Source organism: uncultured Maricaulis sp., assembly GCF_963975345.1.
Classification (GTDB): Bacteria; Pseudomonadota; Alphaproteobacteria; order Caulobacterales; family Maricaulaceae; genus Maricaulis.
Genome location: NZ_CAXBGE010000009.1, coordinates 23,635 through 45,236 on the forward strand (window position 1 = coordinate 23,635; position 21,602 = coordinate 45,236).

Here is a 21,602-nt window from a genome sequence, read left to right on the forward strand (position 1 = left end):
GGTGAGCCGAATCTGACCAGTCGAAAGCGCCGCGTCAGGCCAGCAGAAAACCGTGGCAAAAAGGGTCGCGGTCATCGACCTGGATGCGATTGATGCCGGTCTGCCGTGCCCAGCCGCGAATGCTGGGACAGATCGCAGGCAGTGATCCGACGCGGGTCGTGCTCTCCACCCGGCCGTGAAACAGGCTGCCGATCAGGCTTTCATGCACGAAATCATCGCCGGGTTTGAGGCCGCCGCGCGCCGCGAGCTGGGCCATGCGGGCACTGGTTCCGGTACCGCAGGGCGAACGGTCGATCGCGCGTTGGCCGTAGAAGACCGCATTACGGGCATGAGCCTGCGGATTGATCGCCGGCCCCGTCCAAAGCAGATGGCTGACGCCGCGCACATTGGGATCGAGCGGATGGACGCAGCTGACCGCCGCGTTGGCGAGTTCGCGAACCACAGGGCTGAAGCGCAAGATGTCGGAGACGGAAAATGCATCGAGGCCGGGATAGTTCGGCTGCGGCTCGATGATGGCGTAGAAATTACCGCCATAGGCGATGTCGAACACCAGTTCGCCCAAACCGGGGCACTCGATCCGGACGTTAGTGGCGGCAAGATAGCTGGGAATATTGAAAATACGGACGCTGGCGACGAACTCGCCATCCCATTCGATCTCGGCCCGGATCCGGCCGGCCGGCGCGTCGAGCAGCACCTGATTGCGGTCGCGTGGCACCAACTGGCCATTCTCCAGCCCCAGCGTGATGGCGCCGATTGTGCCATGCCCACACATGGGCAGGCAGCCCGATGTCTCGACGAACAGGATGGCGGCATCGGCGTCCGGCGTGCAGGGCGGGTAGAAGAAGGCACCGGACATCATGTCGTGGCCGCGCGGTTCGAACATCAGCGCCGTGCGGATCCAGTCATGATGGCGGATGAAGTCCATCCGCTTCTCGCTCATCGTCGCACCGGCCAGATCGGGTGCACCGGAGGTGATCAACCGAACCGGATTGCCGCAGGTATGACCATCAATACACTCGAAGATCTGGCGCACCGGTTTACTCCTGAGAGGCACGGGCAATTGTCAGATCGGGCCGGTTGTCGCGCGCGGTCTCGACCATCGCGATTACTTCGGCGCGGCGTGCGCCGGTCAAAATCATGCGCGGCATGCGGACCCGCTCCGAACCGCGTCCCATGACGAATTCTGCCAGTTTGATCGACTGCACCAAGTCGTGCTCGGCATCGAGGTGGAGCAGAGGCATAAACCAGCGATAAATCCGCCGCGCGGTCTCAAGGTCCCCTGCTTCCAAGGCGTCCCAAAGGGCGATGGATTCGTGCGGGAAAGCATTGGTCAGGCCCGAAATCCAACCCTGAGCGCCGAGCAGAATCTCTTCCATCGCGACATCATCGAGACCGGCGAAGACCGCATAACGATCACCGCAGGCATTGATGATATCAGTGATCCGGCGCGGGTCCGGCGCCGATTCCTTGATCGCGACAATCGTCTCGACGGGCGCCAGCCGCTGCAGCGTCGCAATCGAGATACTGACCCGGTAGGCCGGTGGATTATTGTACAGCATGACCGGCAAGGACGAGGCTGCGGCGACCCGCCGGATATGCGCTTCAAGCTCCGCCTCAGTCGGAACATAGACCATGGCCGGCAGCAGCATCGCACCGTCGACGCCAAGGCGGGCGGCATCGCGGACATAGGCCTCGGCGAGTTCGGTCGTCAGTTCGGACACGCCGGTCAGAACCGGGATGCGTCCGGCGACGGTAGCAATGACCGCTTCAAGCACTTGCCGCTTTTCAGCGGCGAGCAAGGAGTTGTTCTCACCGACAGTGCCCATCACGACCAGCCCGTGCACACCGTCGCGAACCAGGCCCTCGACGACGCGGCACGTGGCGTCGAGATCAAGGCTTAGATCGTCCGCAAACTGGGTCGTCGCCGCTGGAATCACGCCGCGCCAATTGATTTTCGCCATTCGGTTTGCCTCCCGGCCCTCGCACAATTACGTCCAAGCGCATCGTTAAACCGACGCTGCCGGGAATCAATCAACTCCTGCGCCGCCCGCGTCGAATTTGCGCGCACTACCGCCTGGGACAAACCCAATGATGGCGGGTCGTTACCCGCAGGGGCACCGGTAAGGTGACAGGCCGCAATCAGCGGGTTAGCGTCTCGTCAGGGATGCGATGGGGAGTTGATGACATCATGACAAATTTGCGCAATTTGGCGGCCGGTCTGGCGTTCGCACTGGCTGCAACCGGCTCACTCGCCTGGGCCCAGGACGAGCCGGTGAGTTATGCCGAAACCATCGCCGGCCTTGATCAACGCACCGGCTTGTTCAATGTCTATGTCGATGATGGCGACGGTCGGATTCTCGCCGAGCTGACGCCCCAGGATGACGGCTCGCTCGGCCGGATGATTTACACTGCCTGGCTCGCCTCTGGCCTCGGCTCCAACCCGGTCGGACTGGATCGCGGGCTCGGCACGGATTCGGAAATCTTGCGCTTCTTCCGCGTCAATGACCGCGTCTTCGCCGAGTTCGAGAATTATCGCTACGAGGCCATCGGTGCCGACGCCCCCGAGCGTCAGGCGACAGAACAATCCTTCGCGCGCTCGATCGTCTGGAGCGGTGAGATCGTCGCCGAGCAGAATGGCAGGGTGCTGGTCGATCTGTCAGGGTTTCTCACCCGCGATCCGGTCGGAACCGTCGCCCAGCTCGATGCCGCCGGCCAGGGCAGTTTCTCGATTGATAGTGATCGCAGCGCCGCCCTGACCGGCAGCGTTCATGCCTTCCCGCTGAATGTCGAAATCGACGCCTTGCTGACCCTGCAATCCTCGGAGCCAGGATCAGAGGTCCGCGCCGTAACGCCCTCCGCCAATTCGGTGACGCTGACCATCCACCACTCCTTCGCCGCCCTGCCCGAAGCTGGCTATCAGACGCGTGAAGCCGATGATCGTGCCGGCGCGATCAGTACTGAAATTTACGACATGGCCGCTCCGCTCGATGCGCCAGTGCGTCGCCATCTCGCCATTCGCCACCGGCTGGAACGGATCGACCCGGCAGCAGCCTCCGGCCCGGTCGTCGAACCGATCGTCTATTATGTCGAACGCGGGACACCGCCTGTGATCCGCGATGCTCTGATCGAGGGCGCGGGCTGGTGGGCGGATGCTTTCTCCGACGCCGGCTTTGAAGACGCCTTCCGGGTCGAACTTCTGCCCGAAGGCGCCGACCCACTCGACCTGCGCTATAACATCATCCAGTGGGTGCATCGCCAAACACGCGGCTGGTCCTATGGCGGCGCCGTGATCGATCCGCGCACCGGTGAAATCCTCAAGGGCCATGTCATCCTCGGCAGCCAGCGTATCCGCCAGGACCGGATCATATTCGAAGGCCTGCTTGGCACCGCTCATACCGGCACTGGAGAGGCTGATGATCCACTCGAACTCGCCCTGGCCCGAATCCGCCAGCTGGCCGCGCATGAAGTCGGGCACACGCTCGGCCTGATGCATAATTTCGCCGCCAGTGCCAATGATCGCGCTTCGGTGATGGATTACCCGGCACCGCGCGTGTCAGTCGACGCCTCCGGCGCCTTCGATGTCAGCCAAGCCTATGCCCGCGGTACCGCCGCTTGGGACCGGACCGCAATCAGCTGGCTCTACGCGCAATACGCCGATCCCGCCGCCGAAGCCGAAGGGCAGGAAGCGATCCTGGCCCGTGCCCACGCCGTTGGTCTGCTCTACATCACCGACATGCATGCGCGCGGCAATGATGCCGCCCATCCGCTGGCCAATCTGTGGGATGATGGCAGCGATCCTGCCCAAGCGCTGATCGACATCATGGCCGTTCGCGCTCAGGCCTTGGCCAATTTTGGGCCGCAAGCCCTGGCGTCAGGCCAGCCCGCGAGCGATCTGCGCGCCGTGTTCTCACCGATCTATCTTTATCACCGCTACCAGGTCGAAGCCGCCGCCAAGACGCTGGGCGGCGTGTATTTCGAGTATGAACTCAATGGACCATCGGTGCGCGGCCTGCGCCCCGCCGGCGCCGCAGAGCAGATGCGGGCACTGCGTGTGCTGGTCAACACGCTCGACCCGGCTGTGCTCGACATTCCCGAGACCGTGCTGTCGCAATTAATGCCTTCGCCCTCAGGCGATTACGACGCAGCGGCGACGCGGGAGATGTTTTCCTCCTCGCAATATCCGGCCTTCAGCCGCAGCGATGCGGCAGCGGCGGCGGCGCGGATCACCCTTGAGGCCATGCTCTCGCCGGCGCGACTGGCACGGATGACCGACCAACATTCGCGCGATCCGGAACAGCTTTCCGCCGCAGATCTGCTCAGCGTGGTGGAAGGCTCGGTGTTCACGACAGCACGCGGCGAGGCCTCTCGTCTTGCCCCGCTGCGCACTGCCATTGAAGGTGAATACATTGCCCAGCTTCTTAGCGTCACCGCCAGTGGTCCGCGCTCCAGCGCCAATCTGGCCCGCGCGCATCTCGAAGCCCTCGCGGCGGCCCTGCCGACTGGACGCTCTGCGACGGCCGGATCGCGCGAAGACCGGATTGGACTGGCGCGGCAGATCGAGGCCGGGCTGGCCCGGATTGATCGCGGCGAAGACGTCGGCGGTTTCGAGGCCGAAATCCCGCCGGGCAGCCCGATTGGGGCCGATAGTTGCTGGCATTGTGACAGCGCCGGCCTGCTTGGCCTCGGGCGATGAGGCTCGCTGGCGGCGCCGCTCTGGGGATCGCACTGATGACCCTCGCAGCCTGTCAGCCGGCACCGCAACAGGCGATCATCATGGACTGGGCCGCGCAGGAGAGCGGCGTCACGTCCAGCCTGCGTGGGCTCACCGTCGTCGATGCCGAGACCGCCTGGATCGGCGCGCCTGATGGTATCGTTCTACGCACAATCGATGGCGGTGCAAATTGGACGCAAAGCCGGATCGAGGCCGCCGCCGGGCTGGATCTGCGCTCAGCGCATGGGTTTGACGCCGATCACGCGCTCTTCTTCACCGCCGGCAGCCCGGCGCGGCTGTTCGAAACCCGCGATGGCGGCGCCTCCTTCACGCTGCTGTATGAAGACCCCTCTGAAGCGGCCTTCTTCGACGGCTTGGCATTCTGGGACGATCAGCACGGCATTGCCTTCTCCGATCCGGTCGCGGGCGTGTTCCATATCCTGCTGACCGGGGATGGCGGCCAGAGCTGGACCAAAACGACAGGGTTACCAGAACCACTCGACGGCGAGGCGGGATTTGCCGCCTCGGATACCAGCCTCGCCCTGGGTGAGGATGGCCGGGTCTGGATCGGCACCGGTGGTGGCGCACGGGCTCGCATCCTCTTGAGCATGGATTACGGTGCCAGCTGGCGGGTGGTGAATACGCCGCTGGCCAGCGGGCAATCCGGTGCCGGGATTTTCTCGATCGCCGCGTCCGGCAACACGCTGGTTGCTGCCGGCGGGGACTATACCCGGCCTGACGAAACCGTCGGCGTCGCAGCCTATTCGCTCGATGGCGGCCATGTCTGGTTCGAACCGGAAACTCCCCCGTCCGGTTATCGCTCGGCCGTCGCCGCGATCCCGGGGTTGAGCGGGCATTTTCTCGCAGTCGGACCGAATGGGGCCGATCTCAGCCGCGATGGCGGCCGAAGCTGGAGCCCGATATCCCAGACCGGCTATAATGCCGTCTCCTTCGCGCCCGGCTCACCATTTGGCTGGGCTGTCGGAGCTGAAGGCAAAATTGCGCGACTGAGGGTGAGTCTGGATCCGCAATAGGGTCCGATCCGAACACAAAATGCTGCAATTGCTCACCGGGACCGCCCCGAATCCCGGCTTTCCGGCGGCTGGACAATCCGTGCGCAGCCGTGAACAGGCCCGCCCGATCCGGCCGCCAATTTCTGTGCCCACACATGCCAGGCCGTGCAGACGGGCATTTCGTCGGAAAGGCTGTTTCATGCCATTCAAGGCGCTCAGATGGGCTTGAAAACATGATTTGTGCGCATTTGCGCTTGCCATAGCGGAAACATCGCGCCACCTTGCACTGCAGCACAAGTCAGGAACCGCCCGCATTATGCGTAACACCGTCACCCATCAGCCGATTTCATCGGCCGCCGTCCTGCCGGACGTGCGGGTGCTCGTCAGCGCGCTCTCCCTCGTACTTGTGATTATTCTGACCTCCATAACGGGAGCGGTTTCCGCGCCTGCCAGTTAGCGAACGCAAACATCGGCAGACATGAAAAACCCCGCTCCCGGAACCCGGAGCGGGGTTTTTCGTGTCTGTCACACGGGAAATTCCGATGTCGACCGAACGACCCAAGACTTCTGACACCATTACGTTCGGCGCCGCACGCGCTCCGGCTCGCGCCATGTTGCGTGCAACCGGCCTGTCGGACGAGGATTTCGACAAGCCGATGATCGCGGTGGTCAATACTTGGACCACGGTGACGCCGTGCAATATGCACCTGGCCGATCTGGCCGCACCGGTGCGCGATGCGATCCGCGAAGCCGGCGGTGTGCCGGTTGATTTCAACACCATCGTCGTGTCCGACGGCGTCTCGATGGGCACGCAGGGCATGCGCGCCTCGCTGATCTCACGCGAAGTGATCGCCGATTCGATCGAGCTGGCCGTGCGCGGCCACTCGCTGGACGGCGTGATCGTGCTGGTCGGCTGCGACAAGACCATTCCGGCCGCGGCCATGGCGCTGGCGCGGATGGATATCCCCGGCTGCATCCTCTATGGCGGCACGATCATGCCAGGCCGTCAGGGCGATAAGGATTTGTCGATCCAGGATGTGTTCGAGGCTGTCGGCGCCCATGCTTGCGGCACGCTGGACGATGCCGGTTTGGCCGAAGTCGAGAAGTCCGCCTGCCCCGGCGCCGGTGCCTGTGGCGGCCAGTTCACCGCCAATACGATGGCGATGATCCTGTCGATCATGGGCCTGTCGCCGATAGGAGCCAACGACATCCCAGCGCCGCATCCGGACAAGGCGCACGCCGCCGCCCGGTGTGGCCGGCTGGTGGTCGATCTGGTCAGGTCGGGCACTCGCCCGCGCAGCTTCATCACCGAGGCTTCGCTGCGCAATGGCGCCATCGCGGCCTCGGCCAGCGGCGGCTCGACCAATGCTATCCTGCATCTGGCGGCCATTGCGGCGGAGGCCGGTGTGCCATTCTCGATCGATGTATTTGACGAAGTTTCCGCAACAGCGCCCGTCATCACCGATCTGAAGCCGGGCGGCCGTTTCCTCGCTCACCACCTCTTTCTGGCCGGCGGGACACGCCTGTTCGGGCAACGACTGATGCAGGGCGGCCGTCTGAGCGACACTCCGACAGTCACCGGCAAAACCCTGTTCGAGGAATTCGCGACCGCAGTTGAATCGCCAGGCCAGCGCGTCGTTTACACAGTCGCCGATCCGGTCAAACCCGATGGTGGTTTTCGTATCCTGTATGGCGATCTGGCGACCGAGGGCGCGGTCCTGAAACTCTCTGGCCACACCCACACGCAATTTGAAGGCCCGGCCCGCGTGTTCGAACGCGAGGAGGATGCCTTCGCCGCCGTCGAGCAAAACCGGATCGCGCGGGGCGATGTCATCATCATCCGCAATGAAGGCCCGCGCGGCGGCCCCGGCATGCGCGAAATGCTCGGCATCACCGGTGCCCTGGTCGGCCAGGGGCTGAGCGAACATGTCGCGCTGATCACAGATGGCCGCTTTTCCGGCGCCTCCAAGGGCTTCGTGATCGGTCATGTCTGCCCGGAAAGCGTCGAGGGCGGTGCCATCGGCCTGATCCATGAGGGCGACACCATCCGTATCGATGTCGCTTCGCGCCGGATCGATTGCGATGCCGATCTCGAGGCCCGCCGCAAGGCCTGGACCCCGCCTCTGCCCAATCCGATGGGCGGCGTTTTCAGCAAATATTCCCGGCTCGTCTCTTCGGCCTCTCAGGGCGCCGTGACGATCCAGACCCAACAGATTGAAGCCCCGCAAACGCACATGATCCCTCAGGAGACTTTCGCATGACCACCTCCCAGACACCCGCCACCCCGCGCCGCATGGCGTTCGAGATCGACACTGCCGCCTTCAAGGCCAAGCCGGTTGCGGTCATCGGCTATGGCAGCCAGGGCCGGGCGCATGCGCTCAATCTGAAGGATAGTGGCTGCGACGTGATTGTCGGCGTCCGTCCCGGCGGCAAGGGCGATATCCGCGCCAAGGCCGATGGCCTGCGCACCGCACCCATCGCCGAAGCCAGCAAGGCCGCCTCGCTGATCGCGATCCTGACGCCGGACATGACCCATGAAGCGATTTTCCGGGAGGAGATCGCGCCGAATATCAGTGCCGGCGATGCCGTCCTGTTCGCGCACGGCTTCACCGTGCACTACGGCCGCGTCCAGGCGCCGGAGGGTGTCGATATCATCCTCGTTGCGCCGAAGGGGCCCGGCGATCTCGTCCGCCGTGAATTCGAACGCGGCCGTGGCGTGCCCTGCCTGTTCGCCATCCATCAGGACGCGACCGGCACCGCCCGCGACAGGGCGCTGAGCTATACGGCCTGCATCGGCGGCTCCACCGCCGGCGTGATTGAATCCACCTTCGCCGAAGAAACCGAAACCGATCTGTTTGGCGAACAGGCGGTGTTGTGCGGTGGTGCGACCGAGCTGGTTCTGGCCGGCTACGAGACTCTGACCGAGGCCGGCTATCAGCCCGAAGTCGCCTATTTCGAATGCATGCACGAGCTCAAGCTGATCGTTGATCTGCTCTATGAGGGCGGGCTCGCCAAGATGCATGAATTCATCTCGGAGACCGCGATCTATGGCGATCTGCGCTCGGGCCCACGCGTCATCAATGCCGAGACCAAAGCGCGGATGAAGGAGGTTCTTGCCGACATCCAGGACGGCACATTTGCCCGCGACTGGATCATGGAGAACCAGGCCGGCAAGCCGCAATACAACGCCCTGCTGCGCAAGGATCTCGAGCATCCCATCGAAAAAACCGGTGCGGCCCTGCGCGCAGAAATGCCGTGGCTGCAAGCCGGCGCCAATACCTGAACGCCCTGATCTGGACCTGAAAATGACCATGCTGTCGACCTTGCCCAAGACCGAGACCCCGCCCCAGGCACGCTCCCGCAATACGGGTGCGCACTGGGTCGTGCGGACGCTGGAGAATCTCGGCGTGACCCGGATCTTCGGCTATCCTGGCGGAGCGATCATGCCCGTCTATGACGCGCTCACGGGGTCGAGCCTGAGCCATGTTCTGGTCCGTCACGAACAGGCCGCCGCCTTTGCCGCCGATGCCCAGGCCCGCATCACCGGCAAGGCCGGCGTCTGCTTGGCCACATCGGGACCGGGCGCGACCAATCTTCTGACCGGCATCGCCAATGCCTTCATGGATTCCGTCCCGATGGTCATACTGACCGGACAGGTTCCGTCCGGCCTGATGGGCACGGATGCTTTTCAGGAAGTCGATGTCTTCGGCATGACGCTGCCGGTCGTGAAGCATTCGGTCATCATCCGCGATGCCAACCGTATCCCGGAGCTGATCACGGAAGCCTTCCGGATCGCCGAAGAAGGCCGTCCTGGCCCAGTGTTGATTGATCTGCCCAAGGACGTCTTACAGGCCGAGGCACATCCGCCCCCCCCAGGCGCGCCTCGTCCTGCTGCAGCGCCGTTGTTGGCCTCCGCCCCCCTCATGGAGGCCGCAACGGCGCTGATTACTCAGGCCAAACGTCCTGTGCTCTACATCGGCGGCGGTGTCGGCTTGGGTAAGGCCGTCCAGCCTCTGCGCGACTTCATGGCCCGCACCGGCATTCCCGCCGTCGCGACCCTGAAGGGGCTCGGCGCCCCGCATCCCGACGCGCCGCATTTTCTCGGCATGCTGGGAATGCACGGCACCCGCACCGCCAATCTGGCGGTCAATGAAAGCGATCTGCTGATGTGCGTTGGCGCGCGCTTCGATGATCGTGCGACCGGCAAGCCTGACACCTTCGCCCCCAATGCCCGCATCATCCATATCGATGGCGACCCGGCCGAGATCGGCAAGCTGCGCTGGGCCGATGTCGCGATCGGCTGCGATGTCGCCGATGCGCTGAGCCGGCTGGATCCCGGTTATCTGGCGATAGAGGATTGGCGTCAGACCTGCGCCGAGCGCCTGAAGGCCTTCGCCTTCGACTATGACGCGCCCGGCTCCGGGGTCTTCGCGCCGGCGCTGCTGAAGCAGTTATCCGAAGCGGCGGGTGATGATTTCATCGCCGCCTGCGATGTCGGTCAGCATCAGATGTGGGTGGCGCAGCATTGCCGTTTCGCACGCCCTGAATCGCATCTCACCAGCGCAGGATTGGGGGCGATGGGCTATGGCCTGCCGGCCGGGATCGGCGCGGCGATGGAACGACCCGCCATGAAGGTCGTCACCATTACTGGCGATGGCTCGATCATGATGAATATCCAGGAGTTGGCGACGGCACGCCGCTATGGCGTACCGATCCGCATCCTGCTGCTCGACAATGGAACGCTGGGCCTGGTGCGTCAGTGGCAGGAATATTTCTTCGAGCAGAATTACTCCGAGATCGACCTCTACGACAATCCCGACTTCGCTGAAGTCGCCCGCGCCTTCGGCGTCGAAGCCTTCACCGTGCATTCGCGCACCGAAGTCCCCGGTGCCATCGACCGCTTGTTGCGGTCACGCGGACCGATCCTGGCCCATGTGCTGATCGACCCGCGCGAGAACGTCTGGCCGCTCGTACCGCCTGGCGCATCCAATGCTGACATGATGGAGAACTGACCATGAGCAATATCCTCAACATCGAAATCTTCGAAACCGAAGGTGCGCTCGTGCGGCTTGTCGGACTGATCGAGCGCCGTGGCTTCACAATCTCAAGCATGGCGATGTCGGCCCCGAGCAATGGCAGCGCAAGGGTCACAGTCGAGCTCGCCGCGCGTGGCACGGGCCGCCAGATCGACGTGCTGACACGCCAGATCGAGCGCCTGTTCGACGTACATGCGGTATCTCGCCCCGGCTCGTCTGAAGCGCTGGCCTTTGCCCCCGGGCTGGCACCGGAACTGAGTTCGGCCAGCGCAACCGATTGGAGGGCGGCATGTCCCGGCCAAGCATAGTGCCCGCCCGGCACGACAAGGATCGCGTCTACATCTTCGACACCACCCTGCGCGATGGCGAGCAGGCGCCCGGCTTCTCGATGTCGCCGTCGGACAAGCTCGAGATCGCCCGCATGCTGGAACGCGTCCGGGTCGATACGATCGAAGCCGGTTTTGCCGCTGCTTCACCGGGCGATAGCGAGGCGATCCGCCTGATCGCCTCGGAAATCACCGGCCCGACCATCTGCTCGCTGGCCCGAGCCAGTGAAGCCGATGTTGATGCGGCGGCGCGGGCCTTGGAGCCGGCGCGGCGCAAGCGCCTGCATGTCTTCCTCGCCACCAGCCCGATCCATCGCGAAGCCAAGCTGAAAATGTCGCGCCTGGAGGTGTTGCGTGCCATCGAAAAGGCGCTGCTGTACGCTCGCGGCTGTTTCGACGAGATTGAGTTTTCGGCTGAGGATGCCTTGCGCACCGAGCCCGATTTCCTGATCGAGGCGATGAGTTGCGCCGCCGCGTTCGGTGCCGATGTCCTCAATGTCCCCGACACGGTCGGCGTCAGCGAGCCGGGCGAAATCCGGGCTCTGTTTGCTAGCCTGGGCGAAAAAGTCGTGCGGCCCGAGCATGTGATTTTCTCGGCCCATTGCCATGATGACCTCGGCCTGGCCGTCGCCAATAGTCTCGCCGCCGTCCAGGGCGGTGCGCGCCAGATCGAGTGCTCGATCAATGGCATCGGCGAGCGCGCCGGCAATTGCTCGCTCGAGGAAGTCGTGATGGCGCTGCGGGTGCGGGCCGACATCTATGGTGTCGACACACATCTGGACACGACCGGCCTGTGGCCGGCGAGCCAGAAGCTGACCCGGGTCACCGGTGCGGCCCTGTCGCCGAACAAGGCGATTGTCGGCAAGAATGCCTTCTCCCACGAGGCCGGCATCCATCAACACGGCATGCTGTCGGACCGGCGCACCTATGAGATCATGACGCCGGAAAGCGTCGGCTCACCCGGCAGCGCTCTGGTGCTGGGCAAGCATTCTGGCAAACACGCCCTGACCCAGCGCCTGTCACAGCTGGGCTATCAGCCCGACCCGGAGGCGCTCGACACCGCTTTCCTGGCCTTCAAGGCCTATGCCGACGAGTATGGCGAAGCGACCGACGCCGATCTGGTCGCGCTGATGGAGCACCGCTCCCAGAGCGGCTGCCAGTGGACTGTATTGCGCACCGAATTGCGCACGACGACCGGACCGAAGCCACAGCAATTCGCCCGCGTCGAGCTGGAGCATCCCGAACGTGGCCGCATCTCGGACATTGCCTCAGGTGACGGTCCGATGGCCTCGGCCTTCGCTGCCGTGCAGCGCATCACCGGCACCACAGCCGAAGTGATTGGCTTGGAAACTCGGCTGGTCAATTCACCGGCCGGCCGCGATTTCATCGCCGAAATCCGGCTCGACCTCAACGGGACCCAGGTCAATGGCCGCGCTCGTGGCCCTGATGTGGTCACCGCCGCTATCGACGCCTTCTTGTTTACGCTCGACCGGGGTCAAGCGTTTGACCAAACCGGTGAAGCCCAACCCCAACCGGCAATCGCCGTCTGACCAGGAAAAATATTATGGCAATTCAGGAAACCGATTTCATCTGGCGTAATGGCGAACTGGTCGATTGGCACGACGCCCAGACGCATGTTCTCAGCCACGCCTTGCATTACGGCACCTCGGTGTTTGAAGGCATTCGTTGCTACGACACGCCGAACGGGCCGCAGATCTTCCGGCTGAAGGAACATGTCCGGCGCCTGTTCGATTCGGCGCGCGTCTATCATATGCCCCTGCCCTATACCGAGGCCGAGCTGGAGGAGGCTTGCAAACAGGTGATCCGTTCCAACCGGCTCAAAGGCGCCTATATCCGTCCGATCGCCTTTTTCGGCTATGGCGGGATCGGCGTGTTGCCCGGCAAGGATACCCAGATTGAAGTCTGCATCGCCGCCTTCCCCTGGGGGGCCTATCTGGGCGAGGACGCACTGAGCCAAGGCGTCAATTGCTGCATCTCCAGCTGGAACCGTCCGGCCCCGAACACGATCCCGACGGGAGCCAAGGCGGGCGGCAATTATCTCTCTTCGGTGCTGATCAGCCACGAGGCGCATTCGCGCGGCTTTGATGAAGGCATTGGGCTGGACGTCAATGGTCTGGTCTCCGAAGGCGCCGGTGAGAATATCTTCGTCGTCTCCGACGGTATCATCCGCACGCCGCCAACTTCGGCCTCGATCCTGTCGGGGCTGACGCGCGATGCCGTGATCAAACTGGCCGAAGCCGAAGGTTATGATGTGCGCGAGCAAACGCTGTCGCGCGAAAGCCTCTATGTCGCCGACGAGATCTTCTTCACCGGCACGGCGGCGGAAATCACCCCAGTGCGCTCAGTCGATGGTCATGTCGTGCGTTGCGAAGGTCGCGGCCCGGTGGCCGAACTGATGCAGAAGCGCTTCTTCGGCCTGTTCACCGGCGAGACCCCGGATCGGCATGGCTGGCTCCATCCCGCCTATGGCAATGGCATGGAGGTCCAGCATGTCGCCTGACGAGGGCGCGCCGCGTTCCCTGTTCGACAAGGTCTGGAACAGCCATCAGGTCTCTGCGGAAACCGCCGATACCCCCGGTGTGCTCTATATCGACCTGCACCTGATCCATGAAGTGACCTCGCCGCAGGCCTTCTCGGCTCTGGCAGCGCGCGGTCTGAAAGTGCGCCGACCGGACCGCACCCTGGCGACAATCGACCATTCGACACCGACGCTGGATTTCGCCGCTGGCGAGACGCCTCCCTATGCCAGCGAGGCGGCGCGGCTGCAGGTCGAGATGCTGGAGGCCAATGCAGCCGCAAATGCCATCCCGCTGCATGGCTGGGGCAGTGAGTATCGCGGTGTCGTGCATGTGATGGGCCCGGAATTGGGTGCGACCCAGCCGGGCATGACGGTGGTGTGCGGCGACAGTCATACCGCGACCCATGGCGCTTTCGGCGCGCTGGCTTTCGGCATTGGTACGACCGAGGTCGGCCATGTGCTGGCCAGGCAGTGCCTGTTGCAACGCAAGCCGAAATCCCTGCGCGTCACCGTGAAGGGCCGGCCCGGCCGCGGCGTCTCGGCCAAGGATATCGTGCTCGCCATCATTGCCCGGCTCGGGATTGATGGCGGCACCGGCAGCGTGATAGAATATGCTGGCGAGGCGATTGAAGCGCTCGACATGGAAGGCCGGATGACGGTCTGCAATATGTCGATCGAGGCCGGAGCCCGCGCCGGCATGATCGCGCCAGACGCCACGACTTTCGCTTGGCTGGAAGGCCGCAAGCTCGCGCCAAAGGGCGCCGCTTGGGATGAGGCCGTCGCACGCTGGTCACAGCTCGCCAGCGATCCCGGTGCCCGCTTTGATCGCGAGATCGAAATGGATGCCAGCGAGATCGCGCCGATGGTCACTTGGGGTACAGCGCCCGATACCGGCATTGCTATTGATGCACACGTGCCGGAGGCCCGCTCCGCCTCGCACCGGAAATCGCTCGACTATATGCAATTCGAGCCCGGCCAGCCGATTGCCGGCACAAGGGTCGATCAGGTCTTCATCGGTTCGTGCACCAATTCGCGCATCACCGATCTGCGCCAGGCGGCGGAGATCATGCGCGGCCGTCAGGTCGCCGCCGGAGTGCGGGCGTTGGTCGTGCCCGGCTCGGTCCAGGTGCGCCAACAAGCCGAGGCCGAGGGGCTCGACCAGATCTTCATCGCTGCCGGAGCGCAATGGCGCCAGCCGGGCTGTTCGATGTGTATCGCGATGAATGGCGATCGCGGCGAGGCCGGTGAGCTGGTGGTCTCGACCTCCAATCGCAATTTCGAAGGCCGCCAGGGCCCCGGTTCGCGCACCGTGCTGGCCAGCCCCGCAACAGCTGCCGCTGCAGCCGTGACCGGCCTGATCACCGACCCACGTAGCCTGATGGAGGGCGCCCATGTCTGACAATCCGGTGGGATTTACGCATCTGCACAGCCGCACCTTCACGCTGCCGCAGGAGGATATCGACACCGATCAAATCATCCCGGCGCGCTTTTTGACCACCACGACGCAGGACGGTCTCGGCAGGCTCGCCTTCCACGACTGGCGCTATGATGAAGGCGGCAAGGCGCGCGATGACTGCGCCCTCAACACGCTGGATACCGGTGCCTTCGCAATCCTCGTCGCCGGGCGCAATTTCGGCTGTGGCTCTTCGCGCGAACATGCGCCTTGGGCCTTGCATGATTTCGGTGTCCGCGCCGTGATTTCGAGCGAGATTGCCGATATTTTCCGCTCCAATGCGGCGAAGAATAATATCATTCCAATCATCGCGCCGCCGCAGGCCCATGCCTGGCTGCTCGAGCATGAGGGTGTTGACGTGAAGATTGATCTGGAGCGGCAATATGTTGATCTGGGCAATGGTCCCGGCTTCCATTTCGAGATTGAGCCCTTCGCCAGGCATTGCCTGATCGAGGGCACGGATCCGCTCGGATTCTTGCTCTCACACCAGGACGCGATCACAGCTTACGAGGCCCGCAGCGCATGAAAACCTACCAAATCGTCCTGCTTCCCGGCGATGGCGTCGGCCCGGAAGTCACGGCCGTCGCCCGCGCCGCAATGGCAAGCGTCGCGGCGATCTGTGGCTTTCGTCTGACCTTCTCCGAGCACGCCATCGGCGGTGCTTCGATTGACCAGTATGGCGCGCCCTTGACGCCGCAGGCCTTGGCCGCCTGCCAAGCCAGCGACGCCATCTTCCTCGGTGCGGTCGGCGGCCCGAAATGGGATCAGGCCGTCTCGCGCCCCGAGGCCGGTTTGCTGGCGCTACGCAAGGCATTGCAGGTTTATGCCAATCTGCGCCCCGTCAGTGTGCATCCCGCTCTGGCCGGCAAATCGCCCTTGCGCGCCGAGCTGGTCGCCGGTGTCGACATGCTGATCGTGCGCGAGCTGACCGGCGGGATCTATTTCGGCGCCCGGCAAAAGGGCCAGGATTACGCCAGTGACGAATGCGCCTATAACCGCGCCGAGATCGAGCGCGTCGCCCATATCGCCTTTCAGCAGGCACGCCTGCGGCGCGGCAAGCTGACCTCAATCGACAAGGCCAATGTGCTGGAAACCAGCCGTCTCTGGCGTTCGGTCGTCAGCGAAATGGGCGCCAAGACCTATCCCGATATTGCGCTCGATCACATCTATGTCGATGCCGCCGCGATGCATTTGCTGCGCGATCCGGCCAGTTTCGATGTCATTGTGACCGAGAATATGTTCGGCGATATTCTCAGCGACGAAGCCTCGATGCTGCCCGGTTCAATCGGCCTGCTCGGTTCTGCCTCGCTCGGAGATAAACGCCCCGGCGTGTTCGAACCGATCCACGGCTCAGCCCCCGACATCGCGGGTCAGGACAAAGCCAACCCGTTCGGCGCCATCGAGAGCGCCGCACAATTATTCGAGTCCGGTCTGGGCGAGATCGAGGCTGCGCGGCGCCTGCGAGCCGCCATCAATGCGATGCACGAGGCCGGCGAATGGACGGCGGATCTCGGCGGTTCGCTGAACTGCTCCAAGGCCGGCACCCGGCTGCTCCAGCATCTCGAGCGGATGCGGGTATATTTAAAACGCTAACGTCACTGCGGTTTTGAGCACAAAGTGGAAGGCTTCACCGCTAATTGTACCGGCCACTTCTGTTCAATGCCGGCCCCTTCGATTCACTCCGCTGCCGGACACGCTGCGCGCACGGCGTCGAGCAGGGTGGCGTTCACCCACTCGCCGGTTTCCGGATCGCGCAAGCGCGTGATGCGGCCCCAATGGTCGGGACTGAATTCCTCGAAATACACATTCTGCTCGGGCACTTCAGGGTAGACCTGCCACAAGGCCAGCATGCCGTCATCGCGGACCTGTTGGTAGAGTTCGCTCACCCCAGGGGTAAGCGAATACTGCCAGGCGGTTTTCCACAGGCCAGCTGGCTCGTCATAGATGCGCACATTGATTCCGACTCCCGATTGCTCGCGATAGCCATAGCCGGGATCAAACCATTCATCGATAATGGCGCGACCGCCCATGCCGTAATAGCCGTTCCAGCGCGCAAAATAGGGTGCTTCGCCCCAGGCCCCGGCTTCGGCATCCCATTGTCGGATGCCGACGGTGAAATCGCCGATGATGAAGGCGAACTGGCTGAATGCCTCCGGCATGCCTTCGGCGGGCTGGCCGTAATCGCCGCAACGGACTGTCCCCTCTCCGGTGACCTGCGCGGCGGCGGGGGCGGCGAGCATCGCTGCCGCGACGAAAATGACTGACACGTGTTTCATGGTTCTCTCCCCCTCTTCGCCAGCGAGTATAGCCGCTCTCTCGTCTGGTGCGCCCAACATTTGCGTGAACGGGTGCCTGCACCAAAATCTCCACGCCGCGTGCGGCTGGAGGGATGGGAGGGTGTGGGACGCCGGCGAATGCCGGTAACGCGTATAAGTTAAGTGTGACATCCGTGACGTCCCACACGTGCAGTTTTCTCGGGCTGTCTCCACCCCGGTTCCAATCCAGAAAGGTACTCAGGTCGGTCGTTTAGTGCCGTCAGACCTTAATGGACGCCCTGCCAGCGCTCGGGATGTCACCCCTCTGCCCGGACAGGCTGCACGCTCCCGATCGCCGCGACTGACTGAGCTCGTGCCTCCCGTGCGACCGGAACAGCTGAAGCATACGCGCAGGTGGAGGGGGTGGGGATAAGTTTGCCTAAAACCCGTCATCCCGGGGAACGCCGGGACCTCGATATCACAGGCTCCGCACCTGCTACGTCGAGGTCCTGACTGGCGTCAGGATGACGTGGGCCAGTTGTCGCCGGGTCGGGGATAAGTCTCCAAACCAGCGACCGTCGCGACCGGGGACACACACTGGTGTGTCCCCTTCGTCATCACATAAACAGCGTCGCCGGATTCTCCAGCAGGCCCTTGACGCGCTGGATCAGCATGGCGGCGTCGAAGCCGTCGACGATGCGGTGGTCGAAGCAGGAGGAGAGATTCATCAGCTTGCGGGCGACGACACCGCCCTTGGCGTCGAAGCGCGGGAGTTCCTGCATCTTGTTGACGCCGATGATCGCGACTTCCGGGGCATTGAGGATCGGAGTGGTGACCAGACCGCCAATGGCGCCGAGCGATGTGATGGTGATCGTCGAACCGGTCAGCTCGTCCTTCGATGCCTTGCCGGCCTTGGCGGCGGCGCCAAGGCGCTGCAGCTCGGCGGCGATTTGCCAGATATCGAGTGCTTCGGCGTGCTTGATCACCGGCACCATCAGACCATTGGGCGTCGCGGCGGCGATACCGCAATGAATGCCCTGATATTTGGTCAGCAGCATGGCCTCGCCGTCGAAATGGGCGTTGGCCTGAGGCGTTTCCGGCAGAGCCTTGGTCAGGGCCATGACGAGGAAGGGGATGAAGGTCAGCTTGGTCTGACCGTCGGATTTTTTCGAATTGAGATGGGCGCGCAGCTCTTCCAACGCCGTGACGTCGATTTCCTCGACATAGGCGATTGAAGGGATGGTGCGCTGGGCGTGCGACATGTTTTCGGAAATGCGCCGGCGAAGACCGATCAGCTTTTCTTCCGTCACGCCGGTGCGCGGGGCACGCAGGGTCGAACCGCCACCGGAATGGGCGACGAGACGGCCGCCCGAAGCGATGAAATCATCGAGATTGTCATGGGTGATGCGGCCGGCAGGTCCGGTACCAGGCACGGCGGCCAGTTCGATTTCCGCTTCCAGCGCGCGCTTGCGCACCGCCGGGCTGGCCAAAGCCCGTTCGCCGACCGGACGCGAGGCGACCGATGGCGCTGGCGTCGGCTTGGCGGTTTCAACCACCGGCGCGACGGCCGGCTCGGCTGCTTCAACCTTGGGCGCTTCGTCTTCGACGGGCACCGCACCATCGACGGCGATAAACATGATCTCGGTACCAACCGCGACGATATCGCCCGGCGCGCCGACCAGTTTGGTCACAGTGCCATTGACGGCACAGGGGATTTCAACGGTGGCCTTGTCGGTCATCACGTCGAGGACATGTTGGTCCTCGGTGACGGTGTCGCCGACTTTGACATGCCATTCAACGATTTCAGCCTCGACAATGCCTTCACCGACATCGGGCATTTTGTAGCGGTATTCGCTCATGATCAGGCCTCCAACACTTCGCGCATCGCGTTGATGAAACGCTGCGGACCGGGGAAATAGGACCATTCATGCGCGTGCGGATAGGGGGTGTCCCAGCCGGTGACGCGCTTGATCGGGGCTTCGAGGGCGTAAAAACAGTCTTCCTGGATCTGCGCCGCCAGCTCGGCACCGAAGCCGGAGGTGCGCGGCGCTTCCTGGGCGACGATACAGCGGCCGGTCTTGTTGACCGAGGCGGCAATGGTTTCGATGTCATAGGGCACCAGCGTGCGCAAATCGATGATCTCGGCATCAATGCCCGATTGCTCCGCCGCCGCCAGGGCGACATGGACCAGCGTGCCATAAGTGACGATGGTCATCGCCGCGCCTTCGCGCACGACATCGGCCTTGCCGATCGGCAGCGTGTAATGTTCGTCGGGCACTTCGCCCTTGGGATGCTTGCCCCAGGTCTCGAGCGCCTTGCCGGCACCGCCATCAAAGGGGCCGTTATACAGGCGCTTCGGCTCGAAGAAGATGATCGGGTCGGGGCTTTCGATCGCAGCGATCAACAGGCCCTTGGCGTCATAGGGATTGGACGGCATCACAACTTGCAGGCCGGGCACTTGGGTGAAGAAGGCTTCCGGGCTCATCGAATGGGTCTGGCCACCGCGAATGCCGCCGCCGCTCGGTGTGCGGATCACGACCGGGGCGGTGAAGGTGCCAGCGGTACGATAACGCAAACGCGACAATTCGGAGACGATCTGGTCAATCGCCGGGAAGATATAGTCGGAGAATTGGATCTCGGCGACGGGCTTGAGGCCGTTGGCGCCCATGCCGATCGCCATGGCGACAATCGCCGCCTCATTGATCGGTGCATCGAAACAGCGGTCGAGCCCGTATTTTTCCTGCAGCCCGGCGGTGACGCGGAACACGCCGCCGAAATAGCCGGCATCTTCGCCGAAGGCGAGCACGTTGGGATCGCGCTCCATCATATTGTCCATCGCCGAATTGAGGGCCTGGATCATGTTCATCTTGCTCATGACCTATACCCCCAGATCGCGGCGTTGACGGCGCAGGCGCCAATCGGGTTCGGCATAGACATCCTCGAACATGGATTGCACCGGCGAAAGCGGCCCGTCATGCAGCGTGCCGTAGGTTTCGGCTTCCTTGTAGGAGGCGATCACGAGCTGATCGAGCTCCTTCTCCAGCGCCACATGACGCTCCTCATCCCACTCGCCCAGACCGATGAGGTGGTTCTTCAACCGTTCGACCGGATCGCCCAGCGGCCAAGCTGCAGCCTCGCCCTTGGGCCGGTAGCCGGAAGGATCATCGGAGGTGGAATGGGCGTCGGCGCGATAGGTATAGCTCTCGATCACCGTCGCACCGTGACCGGCACGGGCGCGCTCGGCGGCCCATTGGGTTGCCGCATAGACCGCAAGGAAATCATTGCCGTCAATCCGCAGCGAGGCGAGGCCGTAGCCAATGCCCTTCAGCGCGAAAGTCTCGCTGGCGCCAGCGGCCATGCCCTGAAAGGTCGAAATCGCCCACTGATTATTGACGATATTGAGAATGACGGGCGCCTTGTAGGTCGAGGCCAGCACCATGGCGCCGTGGAAATCACCCTCGGCGGTAGACCCATCGCCGATCCAGCTCGCCGTGATCCGGCTTTCGCCCTTGTACTGGCTGGCCATCGCATAGCCGACGGCTTGGGGAAATTGTGTCGTGAGATTGCCCGAGATCGAGAAGAAATTGCCTTCGGCCCAAGTGTAATGGACCGGCAATTGGCGGCCTTTGAGATTGTCGCGGCTATTGGAGATGCAATGACACATCATCTCGACAATATCGCGGCCGCGGGCGAACAGAATGCCCTGCTGGCGATAGGACGGGAAGACCATATCGGTCTTGTCGAGCGCCATCGCTGCGGCGACGGCGACCGCCTCCTCGCCCATGGATTTCATGTAAAAGCTCATCTTGCCCTGACGCTGCAGCTTCTGCATCCGCTCGTCGTAAACACGGGTCAGCACCATGTGGCGCAGACCTTCGCGCAGGGTTTCAGGCTCCAGCTTGGGATCCCACTCGCCGACCGCTTGGTGATTATGGTCGAGCACCCGCACCAGCCCGAGAGCCAGATCAAGGGTTTCGCTGCCTGCAATCGAAGGGTCGGGACGGCGTGCCGTGCCAGCCGGCGGGATCTCGATATGGGAGAAATCAGGCGTGTCGCCGGGGCGCACATGCGGTGCAGGGACATGAAATCGGGGTTTGGAGTGTGCCATGAGCTCTCGCTGAAAACATCGGCAATACCTGCCAGGGAATACACGCGCACGACACGGCGTGTGCGAGGGCGTCTAACGCGGAAGCGCCCACCTTGTCTACTACTGGAACAAGGTGCCATTTCCGGGTTTGTCTTCGCGGAAATGTAGACTAATTTCCCTCA

Annotated in this window: 17 protein-coding genes; 11 read left to right on the forward strand and 6 right to left on the reverse strand. The window is 63.4% G+C overall.

What is annotated here, in order from left to right:
* Positions 1–34: 34 nt before the first annotated feature.
* Together AAC029_RS10705 and AAC029_RS10710 are read right to left on the reverse strand one after the other, a co-directional pair.
* A complete protein-coding gene (locus AAC029_RS10705; RefSeq protein WP_339747381.1) occupies positions 35–1,033 on the reverse strand; it encodes a 4-hydroxyproline epimerase in 999 nt (332 codons plus the stop codon).
* Between the two features lie 4 nt (positions 1,034–1,037).
* Complete coding sequence (locus tag AAC029_RS10710) at positions 1,038–1,961, reverse strand: dihydrodipicolinate synthase family protein (RefSeq protein WP_339747383.1); 924 nt, start codon at positions 1,959–1,961, stop codon at positions 1,038–1,040.
* Between the two features lie 227 nt (positions 1,962–2,188).
* On the opposite strand from AAC029_RS10710, the gene AAC029_RS10715 reads away from it, so the two are divergent.
* The 11 genes from AAC029_RS10715 to leuB all read left to right on the forward strand — a co-directional run bounded on the left by AAC029_RS10715 (position 2,189) and on the right by leuB (position 16,671).
* Positions 2,189–4,693 (forward strand): zinc-dependent metalloprotease, encoded by a 2,505-nt coding sequence (locus AAC029_RS10715; protein WP_339747386.1) that lies wholly within the window; start codon positions 2,189–2,191, stop codon positions 4,691–4,693.
* Positions 4,694–4,728: 35 nt separating this feature from the next.
* Entirely contained in the window at positions 4,729–5,745 is a 1,017-nt protein-coding gene (locus AAC029_RS10720) for a hypothetical protein (RefSeq protein ID WP_339747389.1), read from the forward strand.
* A gap of 521 nt (positions 5,746–6,266) precedes the next feature.
* The gene (locus AAC029_RS10725) at positions 6,267–7,985 is read left to right on the forward strand and encodes a dihydroxy-acid dehydratase (RefSeq protein WP_339747391.1); all 1,719 of its coding nucleotides are present in this window, start codon (positions 6,267–6,269) and stop codon (positions 7,983–7,985) included.
* 32 nt (positions 7,986–8,017) lie between these two features.
* Complete coding sequence (gene ilvC / locus AAC029_RS10730; protein WP_339747744.1) at positions 8,018–9,007, forward strand: ketol-acid reductoisomerase; 990 nt, start codon at positions 8,018–8,020, stop codon at positions 9,005–9,007.
* A gap of 22 nt (positions 9,008–9,029) precedes the next feature.
* Entirely contained in the window at positions 9,030–10,736 is a 1,707-nt protein-coding gene (gene ilvG, locus AAC029_RS10735) for an acetolactate synthase 2 catalytic subunit (protein WP_339747393.1), read from the forward strand.
* A gap of 2 nt (positions 10,737–10,738) precedes the next feature.
* A complete protein-coding gene (locus AAC029_RS10740; RefSeq protein WP_339747396.1) occupies positions 10,739–11,068 on the forward strand; it encodes an ACT domain-containing protein in 330 nt (109 codons plus the stop codon).
* Positions 11,050–12,636: a 2-isopropylmalate synthase gene (locus tag AAC029_RS10745; protein ID WP_339747398.1), complete on the forward strand. Its 1,587-nt coding sequence runs from the start codon at positions 11,050–11,052 to the stop codon at positions 12,634–12,636. The genes AAC029_RS10740 and AAC029_RS10745 overlap by 19 nt, the downstream gene beginning before the upstream one ends.
* A 14-nt stretch (positions 12,637–12,650) precedes the next feature.
* Positions 12,651–13,607 carry a branched-chain amino acid transaminase gene (locus tag AAC029_RS10750; protein WP_339747401.1) on the forward strand — a complete coding sequence of 319 codons (957 nt, stop codon included), beginning with the start codon at positions 12,651–12,653 and terminating at the stop codon, positions 13,605–13,607.
* Positions 13,597–15,024 carry a 3-isopropylmalate dehydratase large subunit gene (gene leuC / locus AAC029_RS10755; RefSeq protein ID WP_339747404.1) on the forward strand — a complete coding sequence of 476 codons (1,428 nt, stop codon included), beginning with the start codon at positions 13,597–13,599 and terminating at the stop codon, positions 15,022–15,024. The genes AAC029_RS10750 and leuC overlap by 11 nt, the downstream gene beginning before the upstream one ends.
* The gene (leuD, locus tag AAC029_RS10760; protein WP_339747407.1) at positions 15,017–15,604 is read left to right on the forward strand and encodes a 3-isopropylmalate dehydratase small subunit; all 588 of its coding nucleotides are present in this window, start codon (positions 15,017–15,019) and stop codon (positions 15,602–15,604) included. Before leuC ends, leuD begins: the two co-directional genes overlap by 8 nt.
* Positions 15,601–16,671, forward strand: coding sequence for a 3-isopropylmalate dehydrogenase (gene leuB / locus AAC029_RS10765; RefSeq protein ID WP_339747410.1), 1,071 nt, complete (start codon positions 15,601–15,603; stop codon positions 16,669–16,671). Before leuD ends, leuB begins: the two co-directional genes overlap by 4 nt.
* A gap of 83 nt (positions 16,672–16,754) precedes the next feature.
* Here the strand turns inward: leuB and AAC029_RS10770 are convergent, their stop codons facing one another.
* From AAC029_RS10770 to AAC029_RS10785, 4 genes are all read right to left on the reverse strand, one after another.
* Positions 16,755–17,354 carry a hypothetical protein gene (locus AAC029_RS10770; protein ID WP_339747412.1) on the reverse strand — a complete coding sequence of 200 codons (600 nt, stop codon included), beginning with the start codon at positions 17,352–17,354 and terminating at the stop codon, positions 16,755–16,757.
* 596 nt (positions 17,355–17,950) lie between these two features.
* Positions 17,951–19,192 carry a dihydrolipoamide acetyltransferase family protein gene (locus tag AAC029_RS10775; RefSeq protein WP_339747414.1) on the reverse strand — a complete coding sequence of 414 codons (1,242 nt, stop codon included), beginning with the start codon at positions 19,190–19,192 and terminating at the stop codon, positions 17,951–17,953.
* A 2-nt stretch (positions 19,193–19,194) separates the two neighbouring features.
* A complete protein-coding gene (locus AAC029_RS10780) occupies positions 19,195–20,208 on the reverse strand; it encodes an alpha-ketoacid dehydrogenase subunit beta (RefSeq protein ID WP_339747416.1) in 1,014 nt (337 codons plus the stop codon).
* A 3-nt stretch (positions 20,209–20,211) separates the two neighbouring features.
* Complete coding sequence (locus AAC029_RS10785; protein ID WP_339747419.1) at positions 20,212–21,441, reverse strand: 3-methyl-2-oxobutanoate dehydrogenase (2-methylpropanoyl-transferring) subunit alpha; 1,230 nt, start codon at positions 21,439–21,441, stop codon at positions 20,212–20,214.
* Between the last annotated feature and the right edge of the window lie 161 nt (positions 21,442–21,602).

Coding starts and splice junctions, on each gene's coding strand:
- AAC029_RS10775 (WP_339747414.1), bottom strand. CDS start 19,192: ATGAGCGAATACCGCTACAAAATGCCCGATGTCGGTGAAGGCATTGTC.
- AAC029_RS10725 (WP_339747391.1), top strand. CDS start 6,267: ATGTCGACCGAACGACCCAAGACTTCTGACACCATTACGTTCGGCGCC.
- ilvC (WP_339747744.1), top strand. CDS start 8,018: ATGGCGTTCGAGATCGACACTGCCGCCTTCAAGGCCAAGCCGGTTGCG.
- AAC029_RS10770 (WP_339747412.1), bottom strand. CDS start 17,354: ATGAAACACGTGTCAGTCATTTTCGTCGCGGCAGCGATGCTCGCCGCC.
- AAC029_RS10740 (WP_339747396.1), top strand. CDS start 10,739: ATGAGCAATATCCTCAACATCGAAATCTTCGAAACCGAAGGTGCGCTC.
- AAC029_RS10715 (WP_339747386.1), top strand. CDS start 2,189: ATGACAAATTTGCGCAATTTGGCGGCCGGTCTGGCGTTCGCACTGGCT.
- leuD (WP_339747407.1), top strand. CDS start 15,017: ATGTCTGACAATCCGGTGGGATTTACGCATCTGCACAGCCGCACCTTC.
- ilvG (WP_339747393.1), top strand. CDS start 9,030: ATGACCATGCTGTCGACCTTGCCCAAGACCGAGACCCCGCCCCAGGCA.
- AAC029_RS10780 (WP_339747416.1), bottom strand. CDS start 20,208: ATGAGCAAGATGAACATGATCCAGGCCCTCAATTCGGCGATGGACAAT.
- AAC029_RS10745 (WP_339747398.1), top strand. CDS start 11,050: ATGTCCCGGCCAAGCATAGTGCCCGCCCGGCACGACAAGGATCGCGTC.
- leuB (WP_339747410.1), top strand. CDS start 15,601: ATGAAAACCTACCAAATCGTCCTGCTTCCCGGCGATGGCGTCGGCCCG.
- AAC029_RS10785 (WP_339747419.1), bottom strand. CDS start 21,441: ATGGCACACTCCAAACCCCGATTTCATGTCCCTGCACCGCATGTGCGC.
- AAC029_RS10750 (WP_339747401.1), top strand. CDS start 12,651: ATGGCAATTCAGGAAACCGATTTCATCTGGCGTAATGGCGAACTGGTC.
- AAC029_RS10720 (WP_339747389.1), top strand. CDS start 4,729: ATGACCCTCGCAGCCTGTCAGCCGGCACCGCAACAGGCGATCATCATG.
- AAC029_RS10710 (WP_339747383.1), bottom strand. CDS start 1,961: ATGGCGAAAATCAATTGGCGCGGCGTGATTCCAGCGGCGACGACCCAG.
- leuC (WP_339747404.1), top strand. CDS start 13,597: ATGTCGCCTGACGAGGGCGCGCCGCGTTCCCTGTTCGACAAGGTCTGG.